We start from the raw sequence: 16,671 nt of genomic DNA on the forward strand, positions 1-16,671 counted from the left end.
ACCTCAAGTTACAAACAACCAAGATCAAATCGATTAACGAAGACTCTAAGTCTATCCGCTTCCGTATCAGTGACGATTCAGTCGAGCGCTACGGCGAAGAGGTCGACACCCTGCCCGTTTTCAGTAAAGGGGACTACCTGACGAAGAAGTACTTGGCCAGGCGATAGGTGATCACTGCCGAACCAGCTACGAGCACAATGGCTGCGAACAGCAGGATGATCGGTCCGACGTGTTGAGCGATGATGGGCAGCGCCATCGAGACCGCGATTGCGATCAGTTGCGCTGCCCCTACGAACGTCATGAGCTTCTTCAACGACGCTGCCTACGCTCATAAGCGCGACGAACAATATCTGCCTCGTACTCACCTTGAGCGATCGCTGCATCTGCCCTGCGATCATCGTTGCGAATCCGTTGCCTGATCAGGATCGGAGCAACGATGAACTTTGCTGGCAGGTGGATAAAGATCAAGAAGAGCGACACCAGTACAACTACTACTATGAACAAACCGAACAGCTCAGCCACCGCAATCTCCTAAGTGGTCATTGACTGAACCGTCAGAATTCATCTGCACCTGACGTCGCGTTGCTCGGGTCCACAAGGTCACAATATTGCGTGCGATGTGCGCGGGTACAGGATTATCGAATTCCACTGATAGCTCGGGCTTCTATGACGGGACCGGGTAGTTTGCAGGCCGCAATAACGAAGAAGTGATCGACCTGATCAACGAAGCGATCTCGCTCGTGCCACCTGGAAATAAGTACATCGACGCGATCACAAATGCATTGGCTCTACCGGGCACCTACGGCGCAAGCCTTGATGTTCACTTGACTGTTCGTCAAGCTGCCTATGCGGATCAGCAGGGAATCTCTGAACGAACCTACTCTCGGTATATCAACACTGTATGCGAGCTTCTTGCGAAGCAGATCGACCTCGTACTGAAGATGAGATCTGAAGATAAGTAGGTCGGTGACAACGAACCAACCAGCCTGGAATTGCTTGCACGAAGAGTGAATTACCTCAAGCTAGAGATTCAACGTTTTCGGGATTTTATAACGCAGCTTGCATCAGTTGAGGACGTGGAGAAGTCGTCGTGAGCTTTGTATCGGCAGACATTGGTGGCTCCGGTGTACGTCTAGTCAAATATCGGGACGACAACCCCTTTGAGGAGTATCGATCCGATGCGAACTCGTTCGATTCGTTCATCGGCGCTATTAAGCGTGTCGAACCGCGACCCGAGGGTGTCGGAATATCTCTGGCAGGCTTCGTGAACAGTCACTCGGGCCACGTTCGGTTGAGTAGAAGTGCGCCGTGGAGCCAGGGCGAATTCCGAAACGAGGTCTCTCGAGCTTTGAACTGCCCAGTTTCACTCATGAACGACGGCGAGGCCCATGCTCTTGCCATCAAGGCAATGAAGGGCGTCCAGCTCGGAGCAATCGCACTGTCGATCGGCACGTCCTTGGGTATGGGTGTGCTCGATGCCTCAGGAAAAGTCATGCGTCTGTGCTCCGGCGAAAACTGGGATGTTGGTAAGGTCCAGTTAAAGTCAAGCGCATCAAACAACTCAGTCTGGTTCGCACTTGGATCGCTCGGACTGAGGCAGCTTGAAGAGAAGTACGGTGATAGAATCAGGGCTCAACGGCGATTCGGGTACAGGCTCGGCTCTTACATTGTGCAACTGACCAATACCTTTCAACCCCAGTCAGTCGTACTGAGTGGTGGGATCTCGAACGTTGCATGGCACCGGATCGAGCCTGTGATTCAGGAGGAGCTTCAAGCGGTACCCGCGCACTTAAGAAGCCTTCGATCCTGTTGTCGCCGTTCAAGAGTGGTACCGGTCTGATCGGTGTATCCGTTGGACTCAAGACCTCCATGTGATCTCAATTAGCTCTGGATCGAACCGCCACTTGTCTTGGTACTTGGGGTAGATGTAGCCCTCGCTCTGGGCGACGGCTTCGATCTGTCACAGAGCTGTCACAAGTGGCGTGGCATGTATTGACCCCCGTTAGCAGCGTGCCAGGTCAGAGACTCGTGGATCGGCCAACGGGGGTCTGTGCTGGTTTTACACACCACCGGTCGGGGGTTCGAACCCCTCTGCGCCCACCATCACGCCGATTCTCGGCTAGACCGAACCTCTCGCACGATCTGCTGCGCCCGGTGTTCCTCGGGCAGTCGGTCGCCCTTGCCGAAGAGCTTGTGGCGCAAAGTGCCCGGCGTGTACTCGGTGCGATAGACACCGCGGCGCTGTAATTCGGGTACGACGTAGTGCACGACGTCCTCGAAGGTTCCCAGTGTGATGGCGTAGGCGAGATTGAAGCCGTCCACGTCGGTCTCGTCCACCCACTCCTGCAGTTGATCCGCGACCTCGCCGGGGGAACCGACGATGCGCGGACCTGCACCGCCGATTCCGCCCCACTCGGCGATATCGCGCACCGTCCATTCCTTGCCATCGGCTCCGATGGACTGGAACGACGCGACGAACGACTGAATCGCGTTGCTCTCGACATTGCCGAGCGGCTCGTCAAGCGCATACCGCGACAGGTCGACTCCCATCCAACCCGACATGAACACCAACGCACCCTCGGCACTGGCATACGACCGATACTCGTCGTGCTTGGCGTGGGCGAGCTCTGATGTCTCGTCGGTGACGATGGTAAGCAACTGGTAGATCCGTGCCGAGTACGGATCGCGGCCGGCATCGCGCAAGGCTCGACGAATATTCGAAACCGTTTGCGCCAGAATCTCCTTGGTGGGTGCGCCGACGAAGATCGCCTCGGCATTCTGCGCCGCGAACCGCACGCCGCGTGGTGACGCGCCGGCCTGGAAGATCACCGGCGTCCGCTGCGGCGACGGCTCGGCCAGATGGATACCCGGCACCGTGAAGTGCTTGCCGCGGTGGCCGATTCGATGCACCTTGGTGGGGTCGGTGAACACGCCGGTTTCGCGATCACGGACCACCGCGTCGTCGTCCCACGATGCCTCCCACAGCTTGTAGAGCACCTCGAGGTATTCGTCGGCGTGGTCGTAACGATCGTCGTGTTTCAGCTGATCGTCGTGTCCCATGTTCTGCGCCGCCGACGGCAGATACCCGGTGACGACGTTCCACCCGATGCGGCCGTTGGTCAGATGATCGAGCGTGGAGAGTCTGCGTGCGAACGGATACGGATGCTCGAAACCGGTTCCCGCGGTGATGCCGAAGCCCAGATGCTGCGTGACCGCGGCCTGCGCACTGACGATCAACAGTGGGTCCGACACCGGAATCTGCGCGCCGTGCCGAATGGCTGCGTCGTGATTGCCGCCGTACACGTCGTAGGTGCCGAGGACGTCGGCCACGAACAGGCCATCGAACAGCCCGCGCTCCAACAGCTTCGCAAGATCGGTCCAATAACCAAGTTCCTTGTACCGCCACGACTGGTCGAGTGGATGACGCCACAAACCGGGGGACTGATGCGCGACGCAATTCATGTCGAAGGCATTGAAACGGATCTCGCGTGGCACTAGGAAACTCCTTCGGCAGGGCAGTCTTGACGAACATGCAGCGGTGCGACGCTACCGACGACCCGGGCCGGTGGGAACAGTTCGGATCGTGATGAGTCGATAGCTGGTCGGCAGCGCTCCGATACCTCAGTGTTGCGCAGTCACATCACTGAAAAGAGCGTCGGAGCATGATCGAAATAGCGCAATTGACCAAGACGTACGGGACGGGGGACAGTCGAACCGTCGTTCTCGACCGGCTGGATTTCACGGTGCAGTCCGGCGAAATTCTGGCTGTCGTCGGCCCGAGTGGTGCCGGCAAAAGCACGCTGGCCCAATGCATCAACCTGCTGACCCGTCCCACCTCTGGCTCGGTGATCGTCAACGGAGACGACCTGGCGCAGTTGAACGCCAAGCAGCTTCGGGTCGCGCGGCGCCGCATCGGCACGGTGTTTCAATCGTCGAGCCTGCTCTCGCGTCGAACGGTGGCGGAGAACGTCGCCCTGCCGCTGGAGTTCCTCGGGGCCACGAAGGCAGAGACGGCCAGGCGTGTGGGGGAGCTTCTCGACCGAGTAGATCTGTCCGACAAAGCAGGTCGGTATCCGTTTCAGCTCTCGGGCGGACAGCGTCAACGAGTGGGAATTGCGCGAGCGTTGGCCCTGCGGCCGTCGGTGCTGCTCTCCGACGAGGCCACCTCCGGCCTGGATCCACAGACGACCGAATCGGTGGTCGAGTTGCTGCGCGAACTTCGCCGCGACCTCGACCTCGCCATCGTGTTCATCACGCACGAGATGGATACCGTTCTGCGAGCTGCTGATTCGGTGGCGAGACTCGATCACGGACGCATCGTCGAATCGGGTCGGTTGGTCGACCTACTGACCGACCACACGTCGGCGCTCGGCAACGAGCTGCGCCCCAGGCGTGACGACGCACAAGCTGCAGCCGGAGACGTGCACTGGCACGTCACCTACGACTCGCCCGACGTTCCGCAGGACTGGATCACGCGGCTGGGCCAGGACCTGGGCGCACCGGTCGCGCTGCTCGGAGCATCGGTTCAGGTTGTCTCTGGAGTGACGGTCGGCAGCGCTTCGCTCGGGATCGGCGCACACCTGAGCGGACGCGTCCCCGGTGCACTGAAAGCTCTGGGTTTGTCCGGTTCTGCACAGACAGCGCAGCCGATCTTCGAGGCTGCGTCGTGATCGCAATTCTGGCCGCTGGCAACAAAGTTCCCGTCGACGAGCTGCCTGCTCTGCTCCTGCCTGCGCTCGGCGACACACTGACCATGGTCGGCATCGTGATGTTCATCGTGGTGCTCGTCGGTGTGCCGCTCGGAGCGGTGCTGTTCAACCTCGGCCCCGGCGGACTGTTCGAAAACCCGGTGTTCCATGCGCCGATCAGCTGGATCGTCAGCATCGGGCGGTCGTTGCCGTTCCTGATCTTGATGGCTGCGTTGGTTCCGGTCACTCGTTGGATCACCGGAACCAACATCGGTATTGCAGCCGCGGTGGTACCGATGTCGTTGGCGGGCATCGCATTCTTCACCCGCATCGTCGAGAACTCTCTCCGCTCGGTCCCGACGTCGGTGGTCGACGTCGCCCGGGCGTCCGGCGGTTCCACGCTGCAGGTGACCACCACACAATTGTCCGAGGCCGTGCCGTCGATCATCGGAGGCCTGACCATCAACGTCATCGCCATGATCGAATACTCGGCCATCGCCGGCACCATCGGAGCGGGCGGAATCGGTTATGTCGCAGTCACATACGGATACCAAAGATTCGATCACACCGTCATGATCGCCACGATCGTCATCCTGATTCTCACTGTCGCCGTCGTGCAGCTCGTCGGCGATGCGCTCGTTCGCTTCACCACACCTCATCAGCGCGCATTGCGCACTGCTTGAACCACATTCGAAAGGTCTCATCCATCATGACAACGTCCACCGAAGCGCACGGCTTCGAGCTGAAGAACCGTCGGAAAGCGCCCTGGATCATCGGGGCCGTCGTGCTGCTGATCGCACTCGCCGTGGTTGTCCGCATCGCGTTCTTCGGCGACACGGCCTCGGCCAACGAAACCGAGGGCGCAACACTCGTCGTCGCCACTGCCGAAGGCAACGCATCCGAGCAGGCACTCGTCGAATTCGTCGCCGATCAGGTAGCTCCCAAGTACGGCATCACGGTTGCATTCCGCGGACTCGCCGACAGCAACACCATCAACCGCGCGGTGAGTGAGGGCGAGGTGGCCGCCACGGTGTACCAGCACAAGCTGTGGCTCGGACAGGTACTCGAATCCAACCCCGACTTCCAGGAAGAGGCCGCAACCCCGGTGTTCCGTTGGGGCTTCGGATTGTGGTCCGGCAAGTACTCCGACCCAGCGCAACTGCCGGACGGCGCAACGGTCTCGCTCTACTCGGATCCCGCCAACGAAGCGCAGGGTCTGTGGGTACTCGAGCGAGCCGGTCTGATCACCCTCGACCCCGCGGTCGACAAGTCGACGGCCACGCAGAAGGACATCGTCGGAAACCCGAAGAACCTGAAGTTCACGTTGCTGGACTTCGCCGCGCAATCGCGGGCATTGCCGGATCTCGATGCAGCAGTGGGCTATACGGAGTACTACCTCGCGGCCGGAATTCCCGTCGAGAAGCAGATCTTCGCACCACCGGCACCGGACGAGTTCGCCGGCCAGCTCACGATCGGTAGCCGGTGGGCGGGCAGCGACAACATCAAGAACCTCGTCGCCGCGTTCAAGGACCCTGCGGTCCAGGAGTTCCTCGCCACCGACCCGCGGGTGAAAGACATCCTCCTGCCACTTCAGTAACGGCCTCGCGCCCGACGGTCCGACAGCGGACCGTCGGGCGCAGCGGTGGTGCTACGTTCGATCCGCACCCGACAGCGATGACACGAGGCGGACGACGTGACCCGGTACGAAGCATTGACCGAACTCCTCGACGAGCGGTACTCATGCCGGCAGTTCCTGCCGAAGCAGGTATCACGGGACGTGCTCGAACAGTTGTTGGCGGCCGCCCAGCGCACTCCATCGCGGTCGAACACCCAGTCGTGGCAGATCATCGTCACCGAAGGTGATGCCACCCGGAAGTTCTCCGACGCCTTGGTGAAACATGTGGTATCCGGTGTGCCGCAACCGGACTTTCCGTTTCCGGCCAATTACAACGCCCTGCACCGCGCTCGGCGACGCGAATGTGGTGGAGCACTGTACGAGAGCATCGGTGTGGTCAAGTCCGACACCGAGGCGACGACGCGTCAGTTCATTCGCAATTTCGAGCTGTTCGACGCCCCACACGCGGCAATCATCACCACCGATGCGGACCTGGGTGTCTACGGTGCCGTCGACTGCGGGCTGTATCTGCAGACGTTCCTGCTGGGCGCGCAGAGTCTCGGGCTCGGCGCGAGAGCTCAGGCCGCGCTCGCCGCGTACTCGCCGTTCGTCCACGAATGGTTCGATATCCCGGATACCCGCAGGGTGGTAGCCGGCATCTCGTTCGGCTACCCCGACGAGAGCCACCCGATCAACGGATTCCGCACCAGCCGTGCACCGTTGAGTGAGACGGTGACCTTCATCAGCTGAGGTGTGACGGCGTCAGCTCTGGAGCCGACCAACCAGTTCCGTACCCAGATCCGTGCCCGATCGCCATGCGCTTTCCACCCTGGGCGCGCCGGATTCACACCATTGATCGCCTGCGAATCCGACGAACCGTCCGCTGCGCTCGTCGAGCGCGAAGGTCGAATCATGTTGCGCCGCAGGCTTTGCGAACGTCCAGCGATGGGCATGCGTCCAGTTGGGTGCCGTGGAGATTACCGACAGTTCGCGTAGCGCGTCGAGGACCGGGGTGATCACTGCGTCGGGATCGGCGAGGTGTTGCTGTGCCCGCTCGGGGGTCGTGTGAACCACCAGCACGGGCGCACCGTCACCCCGCCGGGCACCGTCGTCGACGACGAACGCGATATCGGGATGGTCGTTGACGAAGGCCGCGTCGCGGAACGGCACATCCAACCCGTCGAATCCACATGCCACCGCGATGACCGGTTCGTACTCGACCGCATCGGGAACTGTCGTGATGCGCGCGGCTTGCGGATCGGGCATCGCAACCACGACGTGGCCCTCGGGTAGGTCGGTCAACTCGGAGGAGCCCTCGATATCGAAGTCTCCCAGCAAGTCTCGCACCAGAGAACGAAGCCCGTGTGGTGTCGCCCAACGGACCGGCCCGGTGGTGGTGCACGGTTCGGTGTCGGGCTTGAGGATGCCGAAGGTGTTTGCCCACTGGCGCGCAAGGCCCCTCGACTCCCAGTCCGACACCACCGTCGCGAAATCCTGATCGCGGACGGTGAAGTAACCGGCACCCAGATCGACGCGACGCCCGTGAAGCTCGGGGGAGGACATCCGTCCGCCCGGGGCACGTCCTCGATCGACGATGCGGAACGGGACGCCCGCCGCGTGCAGTACTCGGGCACAGGCGGCACCCGCGATGCCCGCGCCGACGATGGTGATCGAGTCCGTGGTGCGCCCAGCATCGACAGTCATGTCGTCAGTATGCCCGGCAGGGGCCGTGCGTAAGCCCGCCATTTGTACTACTGATTGTCTGGACAATTCGGTCACCTGCTGCGGAGGGCCCGACCTTGTGCTGAACTGTTGAAATGGCAATTACGGATAAGCCAGATACCGGAGAGCACGGACTGGGAACCAGTCTCAAACCGCGACACGTGACGATGATCTCGATAGCCGGAGTGATCGGTGCCGGACTGTTCGTCGGCTCTGCCAACGCCATCGCCACCGCGGGACCTGCGGTGTTGTTGGCCTACTTCTTCGCCGGACTCCTCGTCATCCTGGTGATGCGCATGCTCGGGGAAATGGCCACCGCCAACCCCGACACAGGTTCGTTCTCGACGTATGCGACCCGGGCACTGGGACATTGGGCCGGCTTCTCCGTCGGTTGGCTGTACTGGTGGTTCTGGGTATTGGTGATCCCCGTCGAGGCGACCGCCGCTGCCGCCATCCTCACCAACTGGCTGGGCGGTGCCCAATGGATGTGGGCCCTGATCATCGTCGTTGCGCTCACCGCGACCAACCTGATCAGCGTCGGCAATTACGGCGAGTTCGAGTTCTGGTTCGCGTTGGTGAAGGTCGTGGCCATCGTCGCGTTCATCGGTCTCGGCATCGCGGCCATCCTGGGCTGGCTGCCGAACTCCGAAGTCAGTGGCGTGGACCAACTGTGGGCCTCGGGCGGCTTCATGCCGCTCGGCTTCGGCGCGGTGATCGCAGCCATGCTGACGACGATGTTCTCCTTCATGGGATCCGAGATCGTCACCATCGCTGCAGCCGAATCCAAGGATCCTGCAAAGGGCATCACCCGCGCGACCAATTCGGTGATCTGGCGTATCTCGATCTTCTACTTCGGATCGATCTTCGTCATCGTCGCGCTCGTCCCCTGGAACGAATTGGACCCGGCCACCGGCTCCTACCAGTATGTGTTGTCCAAGATGGGAATTCCCCACGCGGAGACCATCATGGACATCGTCATTCTGACTGCTGTCGCGTCGTGCCTGAATTCGGCGCTCTACACCGCCTCCCGCATGCTCTACTCGCTCGGTGATCGTGGCGATGCGCCGCGCGCAGTCAAGAAGATCACCGCCAACGGGGTGCCGTGGGTTGCCGTCATCGCCTCGATGGTTCTCGGCTTCCTTGCCGTCGTCGGAAACTACATTCTTCCCGAGAAGCTCTTCACCTACCTGCTCGCGACCACCGGTGCCGTGGCTCTATTCGTCTACCTGGCCATCGCCAGCAGTCAACTGGTGCTGCGTCGCCAACTCGATCGCGACGGCGAGCGACCGGCCGTTCTGATGTGGCTCTATCCGTGGCTCACCTATTTGGCCATCGGATTCATCGTCTTCGTCTTGGTGATGATGGTGGTGCGGCCGGAGCAACGATCGTCGATCCTCCTCTCGGCGGTGCTGGCGGCGGTGACGGTGATCGGCGGAATCATCGTTCAACGCCGAAACACGCGGCGCGACAAGGTTGCCGCCCGCGGGTCCGGTGACTCGGCCTAGATCCCGGCGTACACCTGGCGGTACAGATCGACGATCTGCTCTGCCGTCGGGACGACCGGATTGTTACCGGGGCTGCCGGACGCGAGAGCCTGCTCGGCCATCAGCGGCAACAGGTCGTCCCACGTCGACTTGTCGATGCCGAACGTCTCCGGAGTGGGAACTTCGACCTCACGGCACAGCATGACGATGGCGTCCTGCAACTTGCCTCCGGCAACCGCGTCCGAATCGGCTTCCGATGCCGCACCGAGGGCGCGGGCGCAGTCGGCGTAGCGGGACTGGGCTCCGCCGATGGAGAAGGCTGTGACGGCAGGCAAGAGCATCGCATTGGACAGTCCGTGTGCGACATGGAAATGCGCGCCGATCGGTCGACTCATCCCGTGGACCAGACAGACGCTGGCGTTGGAGAACGCCATTCCCGCCTGGGTGGACGCATGCATCATGGCCTCGCGTGCCTGCCGGTCGTCACCGTCTCGATACGCCCGCAGCAGCGACGTTCCGATGGTGCGAATCGCGCTGAGCGCCAAGCCGTCGGAGATGGGGTTGGCTTTCTTGCTGACATACGCCTCGATGGCGTGAGTCAGAGCGTCGACGCCGGTATCGGCGGTCAGACGTGCCGGCATCGACATCGTCAGCTCGAAGTCGATGATCGATGCGATCGGCAGAAATGACAGGCCGGGGCACAGCATCTTCTCGTCCGAAGCCACGTCGGTGATGATGGTGAACTGCGTTGCCTCCGAACCACTTCCCGCGGTAGTAGGAATCGCGATGATCGGAAGCGCCGGACCGGTGGAGAGCACCGGAGCTTTGAAGTCCCGCATCGTCCCGCCCTGCACAGCGAGTATGGCCAGCGCTTTGGCCGTGTCCATCGGACTGCCGCCGCCGAACCCGATGATGGAATCGGCCGAATGCTGCTGCACTGCTTCGAGACCGGCGATCAGCGAATCCGTCGTCGGATCGGGCACGGTGCCGGAGAACAGCGCAGGCGACTTACCGGCCTCGGTCATGATCGTCATCAGTCGATCGGCCGAACCGTTGCCTGCCATGAACGCATCGGTGACGAGTAGGGGACGAGATACGGCCAGGTCGGTCAGTACCGTACCCAGCTCCTCGACAGCACCGCCGCCGAGTTTCAGAAAACGTGGGAAAGAGATATTGGCAACCATGGAGTGCTCCTTCGTGGTATTCCCATGTGCGTGGAACTTCGTAGTGGGCTACGAGTTTCCACGCACATGGGCTTTGTAGAACTCAGTTGCTTGCAGGAAAGCCGAGATCGATACCGCCGTGGCTGGGATCGAGCCAGCGACTGGTGACGGCTTTGCCTCGCGTGAAGAAGTGCACTCCTTCGGTGCCATGAGCGTGGCTGTCGCCGAACAAACTGCTCTTCCAGCCACCGAAACTGTAGTACGCCATGGGAACGGGGATCGGCACATTGACACCGACCATGCCGACCTCGACCTCGTTCTGGAAACGCCGCGCCGCCCCGCCGTCGTTGGTGAAGATCGCCGTGCCGTTGCCGTACGGATTGTCGTTGATCAGGGTGAGGGCTTCGTCGTAGGTCTCGACACGCACGACCGAGAGCACAGGACCGAAGATCTCGTCGGTGTAGATATTCATGTCCGGTGTCACATGGTCGATGAGCGTGGGGCCCAGCCAGAATCCGTCCGCAGCCCCGTCGGGTTGGACGGTGCGGCCGTCGACGACGATCGTGGCGCCGGACGCCTCGCCTGCGTCGACATAGGACGCAACCTTGTCGCGGTGTACCCGGGTGACGAGCGGGCCCATGTCGGCACCGCGGGTGCCGTCGCCGGTAACCAGTGGTGTGGTGCGTTCGGCGATCTTGGCGACGAGCTCGTCGGCGATCTTCCCGACGGCCACGAGAGCGGAGATGGCCATGCATCGCTCACCCGCCGAGCCGAAGCCGGCGTTGACCATGGCGTCCGCGGCCAGGTCGAGATCTGCATCGGGGAGGACGACGGCATGGTTCTTGGCACCGCCGAGGGCCTGGACGCGCTTGCCGTTGGCGGTGCCTGTCGAGTAGACGTACTGAGCGATGGGCGTCGATCCGACGAAGGAGATCGACTTGATCTTCTTGTTCTCGAGCACTTCGTCGACGGCCTCCTTGTCTCCCTGCAGCACGTTGAACACGCCGTCGGGCAGGCCTGCCTCGGCCCAGAGCCGCGCGAGCCAGATGCTGGCACTCGGGTCCTTCTCCGACGGCTTGAGCACGACGGTGTTACCGGCGGCGATGGCGATGGGGAAGAACCACATCGGCACCATGGCAGGGAAATTGAAGGGGGAGATGATGGCCACCGGCCCGAGCGGCTGACGAATGGAATAGACGTCCACTCCGGTGGACGCATTCTCGGTGTAGCTGCCCTTCAGTAGATGGGCTATGCCACAGGCGAATTCGACCACTTCCTGGCCGCGAGAAATCTCGCCGAGGGCGTCCGAGAGCACCTTGCCGTGCTCGGCCGTGATGATCTCGGCCAGCTCGTTCTTCTTGGCGTTGAGCAGTTCTCGGAAGGAGAAGAGGATCGAGGTGCGCTTGGCCAGGGAGGTGTCGCGCCACGCGGGAAAGGCAGCTGCGGCGGCGTCGATGACGGCCCGGGCATCGCTCCGGTCGGCGAGCGTGAGCGTGCCGGTGACCTCCCCGGTGGCGGGGTTGGTGACCGGCGACGTCCGATCGGAAGATCCGGAAAAAGTCTTACCATCGAGCCAGTGTGAGATGACGTCGGTCAACGTTCGTTCCTTCCATCGGTGTGTCTCGAGTCTCATTGGGATCGATGCACATGTCAAAGGCCAAAATCGCAGATTGCCGTGCATAAATGCACAGGGGGATAGGCTGGGCGAGTGTTCAACCCAGACCACCTCCGCTATTTCCTCGAAGTGTCGAGAACGGGACGTCTGACCGATGCGTCGCGAACGCTCGGCGTGGACCACACCACGGTCGGTCGACGCATCACGGCCCTCGAGAAGTCCGCAGGGCAACGACTTTTCGACCGAACCCCGACGGGATGGCGATTGACCGAGGCGGGGCGCAGGCTGGTCGGGTACGCCGAAACCGTGGAGTCCACGCTGATCGCCGCCTTCGAGGATCAGACATCCGATACCGGATCGCTGCGGGGGACGGTGCGTATCGCCGCCCCGGACGGATTCGGTGCCTTCGTTCTCACGCCGAAGTTGGGTGCGCTTCGCGACAAGCATCCCGATCTGGATATCGAACTCGTCACCGCCACCGAGCACAACTCGTTGGCCACCAGGGAGTTCGACATTGCCATCACGTTGGAACGGCCGTCGCCCAGGTTGGTGGTGGCCCGGCAATTGGCGACCTACACTCTGGCCCTCTATGCCGCCGAGCGATATCTGGCTGCGCAGCCGACGATCGACTCGGTCGACGGTTTGCGTGGGCACACCCTGATCTCCTACGTGGATGCGCTGCTCGACGTTGCGCCGTTGCGCATCCTGGATTCGATTCTGCCCGACGGTCGGGCGCAGATTCAGACCAACAACATCACCGGCCAGTGGATCGCGGCGCGGTCCGGCGTGGGAATTGCGCCGTTGCCCAGCTACATCGGCGAACCGGACGACACGTTGATTCCGGTGTTGCCGGGCCTCGTCTCGGTCGAACGCACCTACTGGACGGTGATTCCGCGGGAGCTGACGGGGTTGGCGCGGGTGAAGGTGGTGGACGATTTCATCGGCTCGGTCGTGGCCGAGGAGCCGCACATGCATGCGGTGCCCGGCGGTCGATAGTCGCGGTCACTAAATGCACGAGATCGGCGGTGTCCGTTGAATTTTGGACGTTCGGTGTGTCCGGCGTCTCGTGACGACAGACACACGTGACGCCGACCTCAAAGCAGTGGGAATCGCCCTACCGGCGGGTAACAATCTGTTACGGAACACGTCGGCCACGGCACCGCCGCGGCAGGCCCACAACGATTCTTGGGGGAATCATGACCATGTTCGTAGTAGCAGCAATCGGTTTCGTCGGTATGGCCATCGCCTTGCTCAACGACGGAAGCGACATCGACTTCAGGAGCCGTCAGCTCTCCGGCGCGTACAACCGGCACTGGGCCTGACCCGTACCGATTCCGCACACCGGATGGCCGGTGGATAGATTCGTGCGATGTGGACACACCCCCGAGCGATCGGATTGCTGGTCGGTTACGGCCTGGATCGAGTGTTCACAGACCCACAGCGATGGCATCCGGTAGCAGGATTCGGAACGGCTGCCCTTCGCGTCGAGGCTCGGCTCTACCGCGACAACAGGATTGCGGGCGTCATCCATACCGCCGTACTGGTCGGAGGCGTCACCGCACTCGGAATCGCGTCCACGCGAGCAGTGTCGCGTCTCGGCCCACCGGCCGAGGCCGCTCTGGTGGCTACCGCGACGTGGGCCGCGCTGGGCGGATCATCGCTGTCGGTAGTAGGTCGCTCGATGGCCGATCACCTCGACCGAGACGACCTGCCCGGCGCACGCGCATTGCTCCCGTCACTGTGCGGACGTGACCCGGCATTCCTCCACTCCGACGGGCTGGCACGCGCGGCACTCGAATCCATCGCCGAGAACACATCCGACGCAACAGTCGGTGTCGTGGTGTGGGGAGCCCTGGCCGGCGTACCGGGAATCCTGGCGTACCGAGCCAGCAACACACTCGATGCAATGGTGGGATACCGGTCTCCGAAATACCTACGTTTCGGATGGGCCGCCGCACGCCTCGACGACGCGCTGAACCTGGTGCCGGCACGAGTCACGGGTGCGGCGACTGTTCTCGCGGCACCGCTGGTGCAGGGTTCTGCTGCACACGCGCTACGGGTGTGGCGACGCGACGCGTCCCGTCATCCCAGCCCCAATGCCGGGGTGCCGGAAGCCGCGTCGGCGGGAGCGCTCGGACTCCAGCTCGGCGGGCGCACCCAGTACCGGCACGGCGTGGAGATCAGGCCGACACTCGGCGACGGGCGAGCGCCCACGGCACGGGACCTTCGGCGAGCAGTCGTCCTGTCGACGCGGGTGCAAGAGATCGCGACGGCTGCGTCAGCGGTTCTTGCCGTATCGATCCGCCAGGCGAGGATCCGTCGGCGTTCTCGCCTGTGATGCCGCGCGGGCCCTGGCCCGCTTCTCGCGCCGGGTCGGAAGAGTGAATTCTTCCTCGTCGTCCGACGCGGAATCGTCGTCGGACGTGGGGTCGGACTCATCGGACATCGCGTCGGCCATCTCGGTTCTAGACATGCGTCGCTCCCGCAGCTCGGCGCGGACGAAATACGCAAGACCCAACGGTGCCATGATGCCGAACGCCAGCCACTGCAGCCCGTAGGACAGATAGGGGCCCGCGTCGGTCTGCGGGAGCTCGATGAGGCCGAGGCCACCGGGCTGACCGTCGTCGAGCTGCAGGTACCCGTCGATCGCGTCGACACCGACCGCTGCGCCGATCTGCTCCGGGTTGATGTTGTACACCTGCAGGCGGCCGTCCTCCTGGATCGGCTCACGTGATGTTCCTTCGGCCTGACGAACGCGGGCATCGAGAGTGACCGGGCCGGTTGGGGCTGCTGCGAACTCGGGCGGTCGCGTTCCCTCCACCGGGAGCACGTATCCGCGGTTGACGAGAACAGTAGGGCCATCGTCGATGACGAACGGAGTGATGACCTCGTACGCGGGCTGCTCACGAATGCTGCGCAGCCGCACCAGGGCGTCGGAATTCTCCACGTAACTGCCCTGCGCGATCACCCGCCGCCATTCGTCGTCGGCCGCGAAACCGTTCCCGGTGAGAACGTCGGTGATCGGCACCGGATCTGCCCCGACCGATCGGGTGATCAAGTCGTTGCGTGCAGAAGTCGAGGTGTTCTTGCCCAGCTGCCACGGAGCGAGCACGCTGAAGCACAAGAATGCGAACGCCAGCGCGACGGCAGCCAGCACCAACCACTTCGGACGTAGCAAGAACCGTAACTTCTCCACCCCACCACGGTAGCCGGGTCAGGCGGTCAGCCGAGACCGCGCCCAATCGATCAAGCCGGGCACGGCGTCCTCGATCTGTTCTCGCACCTCGGTGAACGCAGAATCCGACGAGTAGTAGGGATCTGCGACCGACGCATCGTCGGCGTCGGGATCGAACGAACGCAGCAGCTGCACCCGATCGGCCGGTGCACCCAACTGCAGTAGAGATCGAGCGTGGCCGGTGTCGAGAGCAACGATCAGATCGGCAGCGAGGTGGTCCGGTCCCACCTGGTTCGCTTCGTGCTCGCTCTCGTATCCGTTCGCATCGAGTTCCGCGACCGTCCGCGGGTCTGCCCCATCGCCGACATGCCACCCGTCGATTCCCGCGCTCGATACGCGGACAGCGTCACCCAGACCCGCCTCGCGTAGGTGCGCGGCGAACACCTTCTCGGCCATCGGTGATCGACAGATGTTTCCGGTGCACACGAACGTCACATGCAGTGGCTCGCTCACCGCGACGCCTCCGTGTTCTGCTCGAGCACGACGGCCAGTTCGTCCATGCTCGACGCGGTGAACGCGGCGTCGTCGCTCTCACCGTCGATGCCGTAGCCCCATTCCACGTAGACCGCCGGAATTCCGAACCTGGCCGCGCCGTGCACATCGTGATCGCGGTCGCCGATCATGATCACCCCTGCGGTGCCGCCGTCCGAGGATTCGACGGGATCGATGCCGAGATTGGTCAGCGAGTGCGCGATGACGTCGGACTTCGCTCGCCGCGACCCGTCGTTGCTGGCACCGCCGATGAAGTCGAAGTACCGGGACAAGCCGAAGTGGTCGAGAATTCGGACGGCGAAGCGCTCCGACTTGGACGTCGCCACGCCCAGCCGAACACCGCGATCCTGCAATCGCGTCAGCACTGTCTCGATGCCGTCGAACGCGGTGTTCTCGGCCCAACCCCGCTCGTCGTAGCGGTCGAAGTAGGCGGCGAGCGCGCGCTGAGCTGCCTCCTCGTCCAGGCCCATCGAGCGCAGCGTGTCGATCAGCGGTGGACCGACGACGAGAGAGAGTTGCTGTTCGGTCGGTTCGGGAGCGCCGACCGAGGCCAGCGCGTGGCGAAATCCTGCGTGAATTCCCGGTGCGGAATCGGTCAACGTTCCGTCGAGATCGAACAGGACAACGGATGCGGGCAGAGCGGCAGACATGGCCTGA

19 protein-coding genes are annotated in these 16,671 nt (G+C 62.6%); 10 read left to right on the top strand and 9 right to left on the bottom strand.

The window, feature by feature from the left end:
* Positions 1 to 133 precede the first annotated feature (133 nt).
* Complete coding sequence (locus CH278_RS02640; protein WP_094621123.1) at positions 134 to 313, bottom strand: hypothetical protein; 180 nt, start codon at positions 311 to 313, stop codon at positions 134 to 136.
* Positions 310 to 522, bottom strand: a complete 213-nt coding sequence (locus CH278_RS02645; RefSeq protein ID WP_094621124.1) for a hypothetical protein — start codon at positions 520 to 522, stop codon at positions 310 to 312. Before CH278_RS02645 ends, CH278_RS02640 begins: the two co-directional genes overlap by 4 nt.
* Positions 523 to 707: 185 nt before the next feature.
* Here CH278_RS02645 and CH278_RS02650 point away from each other — a divergent pair, with 185 nt between their 5' ends.
* Both CH278_RS02650 and CH278_RS02655 read left to right on the top strand, forming a co-directional pair.
* Complete coding sequence (locus CH278_RS02650; RefSeq protein WP_094621125.1) at positions 708 to 962, top strand: hypothetical protein; 255 nt, start codon at positions 708 to 710, stop codon at positions 960 to 962.
* 128 nt (positions 963 to 1,090) lie between these two features.
* On the top strand, positions 1,091 to 1,840 hold the full coding sequence (locus tag CH278_RS02655) for an ROK family protein (RefSeq protein ID WP_094621126.1): 750 nt from the start codon (positions 1,091 to 1,093) through the stop codon (positions 1,838 to 1,840).
* Between the two features lie 263 nt (positions 1,841 to 2,103).
* On the opposite strand, the gene CH278_RS02660 is transcribed toward CH278_RS02655, so the two are convergent.
* On the bottom strand, positions 2,104 to 3,495 hold the full coding sequence (locus tag CH278_RS02660) for an LLM class flavin-dependent oxidoreductase (RefSeq protein ID WP_094621127.1): 1,392 nt from the start codon (positions 3,493 to 3,495) through the stop codon (positions 2,104 to 2,106).
* A 167-nt stretch (positions 3,496 to 3,662) separates the two neighbouring features.
* Here CH278_RS02660 and CH278_RS02665 point away from each other — a divergent pair, with 167 nt between their 5' ends.
* From CH278_RS02665 to CH278_RS02680, 4 genes are all read left to right on the top strand, one after another.
* Complete coding sequence (locus CH278_RS02665) at positions 3,663 to 4,670, top strand: methionine ABC transporter ATP-binding protein (protein WP_094621128.1); 1,008 nt, start codon at positions 3,663 to 3,665, stop codon at positions 4,668 to 4,670.
* The gene (locus tag CH278_RS02670; protein WP_032406735.1) at positions 4,667 to 5,371 is read left to right on the top strand and encodes a methionine ABC transporter permease; all 705 of its coding nucleotides are present in this window, start codon (positions 4,667 to 4,669) and stop codon (positions 5,369 to 5,371) included. The genes CH278_RS02665 and CH278_RS02670 overlap by 4 nt, the downstream gene beginning before the upstream one ends.
* Positions 5,372 to 5,397: 26 nt before the next feature.
* Positions 5,398 to 6,285, top strand: coding sequence for a MetQ/NlpA family ABC transporter substrate-binding protein (locus CH278_RS02675; RefSeq protein ID WP_032406734.1), 888 nt, complete (start codon positions 5,398 to 5,400; stop codon positions 6,283 to 6,285).
* Between the two features lie 96 nt (positions 6,286 to 6,381).
* Positions 6,382 to 7,053, top strand: a complete 672-nt coding sequence (locus tag CH278_RS02680; protein ID WP_094621129.1) for a nitroreductase — start codon at positions 6,382 to 6,384, stop codon at positions 7,051 to 7,053.
* 12 nt (positions 7,054 to 7,065) lie between these two features.
* Here CH278_RS02680 and CH278_RS02685 read toward each other — a convergent pair whose 3' ends face one another.
* Positions 7,066 to 8,007, bottom strand: a complete 942-nt coding sequence (locus CH278_RS02685) for an NAD(P)/FAD-dependent oxidoreductase (protein WP_094621130.1) — start codon at positions 8,005 to 8,007, stop codon at positions 7,066 to 7,068.
* 113 nt (positions 8,008 to 8,120) lie between these two features.
* On the opposite strand from CH278_RS02685, the gene CH278_RS02690 reads away from it, so the two are divergent.
* The gene (locus tag CH278_RS02690; RefSeq protein ID WP_094621131.1) at positions 8,121 to 9,530 is read left to right on the top strand and encodes an amino acid permease; all 1,410 of its coding nucleotides are present in this window, start codon (positions 8,121 to 8,123) and stop codon (positions 9,528 to 9,530) included.
* Here CH278_RS02690 and CH278_RS02695 read toward each other — a convergent pair.
* On the bottom strand, positions 9,527 to 10,693 hold the full coding sequence (locus CH278_RS02695) for an iron-containing alcohol dehydrogenase (protein WP_094621132.1): 1,167 nt from the start codon (positions 10,691 to 10,693) through the stop codon (positions 9,527 to 9,529). The two genes, CH278_RS02690 and CH278_RS02695, sit on opposite strands and share 4 nt — an antisense overlap.
* 82 nt (positions 10,694 to 10,775) lie before the next feature.
* Positions 10,776 to 12,305 carry a CoA-acylating methylmalonate-semialdehyde dehydrogenase gene (locus CH278_RS02700; RefSeq protein ID WP_094621133.1) on the bottom strand — a complete coding sequence of 510 codons (1,530 nt, stop codon included), beginning with the start codon at positions 12,303 to 12,305 and terminating at the stop codon, positions 10,776 to 10,778.
* A 75-nt stretch (positions 12,306 to 12,380) separates the two neighbouring features.
* Here CH278_RS02700 and CH278_RS02705 point away from each other — a divergent pair, with 75 nt between their 5' ends.
* The 3 genes from CH278_RS02705 to CH278_RS02710 all read left to right on the top strand — a co-directional run bounded on the left by CH278_RS02705 (position 12,381) and on the right by CH278_RS02710 (position 14,625).
* Positions 12,381 to 13,283 (top strand): LysR family transcriptional regulator, encoded by a 903-nt coding sequence (locus CH278_RS02705; protein ID WP_032387860.1) that lies wholly within the window; start codon positions 12,381 to 12,383, stop codon positions 13,281 to 13,283.
* A 200-nt stretch (positions 13,284 to 13,483) separates the two neighbouring features.
* A complete protein-coding gene (locus CH278_RS27870) occupies positions 13,484 to 13,609 on the top strand; it encodes a hypothetical protein (RefSeq protein WP_256991804.1) in 126 nt (41 codons plus the stop codon).
* 47 nt (positions 13,610 to 13,656) lie between these two features.
* Positions 13,657 to 14,625, top strand: a complete 969-nt coding sequence (locus CH278_RS02710; protein ID WP_094621134.1) for a cobalamin biosynthesis protein — start codon at positions 13,657 to 13,659, stop codon at positions 14,623 to 14,625.
* Here the strand turns inward: CH278_RS02710 and CH278_RS02715 are convergent.
* The 3 genes from CH278_RS02715 to CH278_RS02725 are packed head-to-tail and all read right to left on the bottom strand — an operon-like array spanning position 14,566 to position 16,664.
* Positions 14,566 to 15,483, bottom strand: a complete 918-nt coding sequence (locus CH278_RS02715) for an SURF1 family cytochrome oxidase biogenesis protein (protein WP_094621135.1) — start codon at positions 15,481 to 15,483, stop codon at positions 14,566 to 14,568. The genes CH278_RS02710 and CH278_RS02715 overlap by 60 nt on opposite strands.
* Positions 15,484 to 15,501: 18 nt before the next feature.
* Positions 15,502 to 15,975 (bottom strand): low molecular weight protein-tyrosine-phosphatase, encoded by a 474-nt coding sequence (locus CH278_RS02720; protein WP_179274399.1) that lies wholly within the window; start codon positions 15,973 to 15,975, stop codon positions 15,502 to 15,504.
* Positions 15,972 to 16,664 (bottom strand): HAD-IA family hydrolase, encoded by a 693-nt coding sequence (locus CH278_RS02725; RefSeq protein WP_094621136.1) that lies wholly within the window; start codon positions 16,662 to 16,664, stop codon positions 15,972 to 15,974. Before CH278_RS02725 ends, CH278_RS02720 begins: the two co-directional genes overlap by 4 nt.
* Positions 16,665 to 16,671 lie beyond the last annotated feature (7 nt).

Source organism: Rhodococcus sp. 05-2254-5, assembly GCF_002258575.1.
Classification (GTDB): Bacteria; Actinomycetota; Actinomycetes; order Mycobacteriales; family Mycobacteriaceae; genus Rhodococcoides; species Rhodococcoides fascians.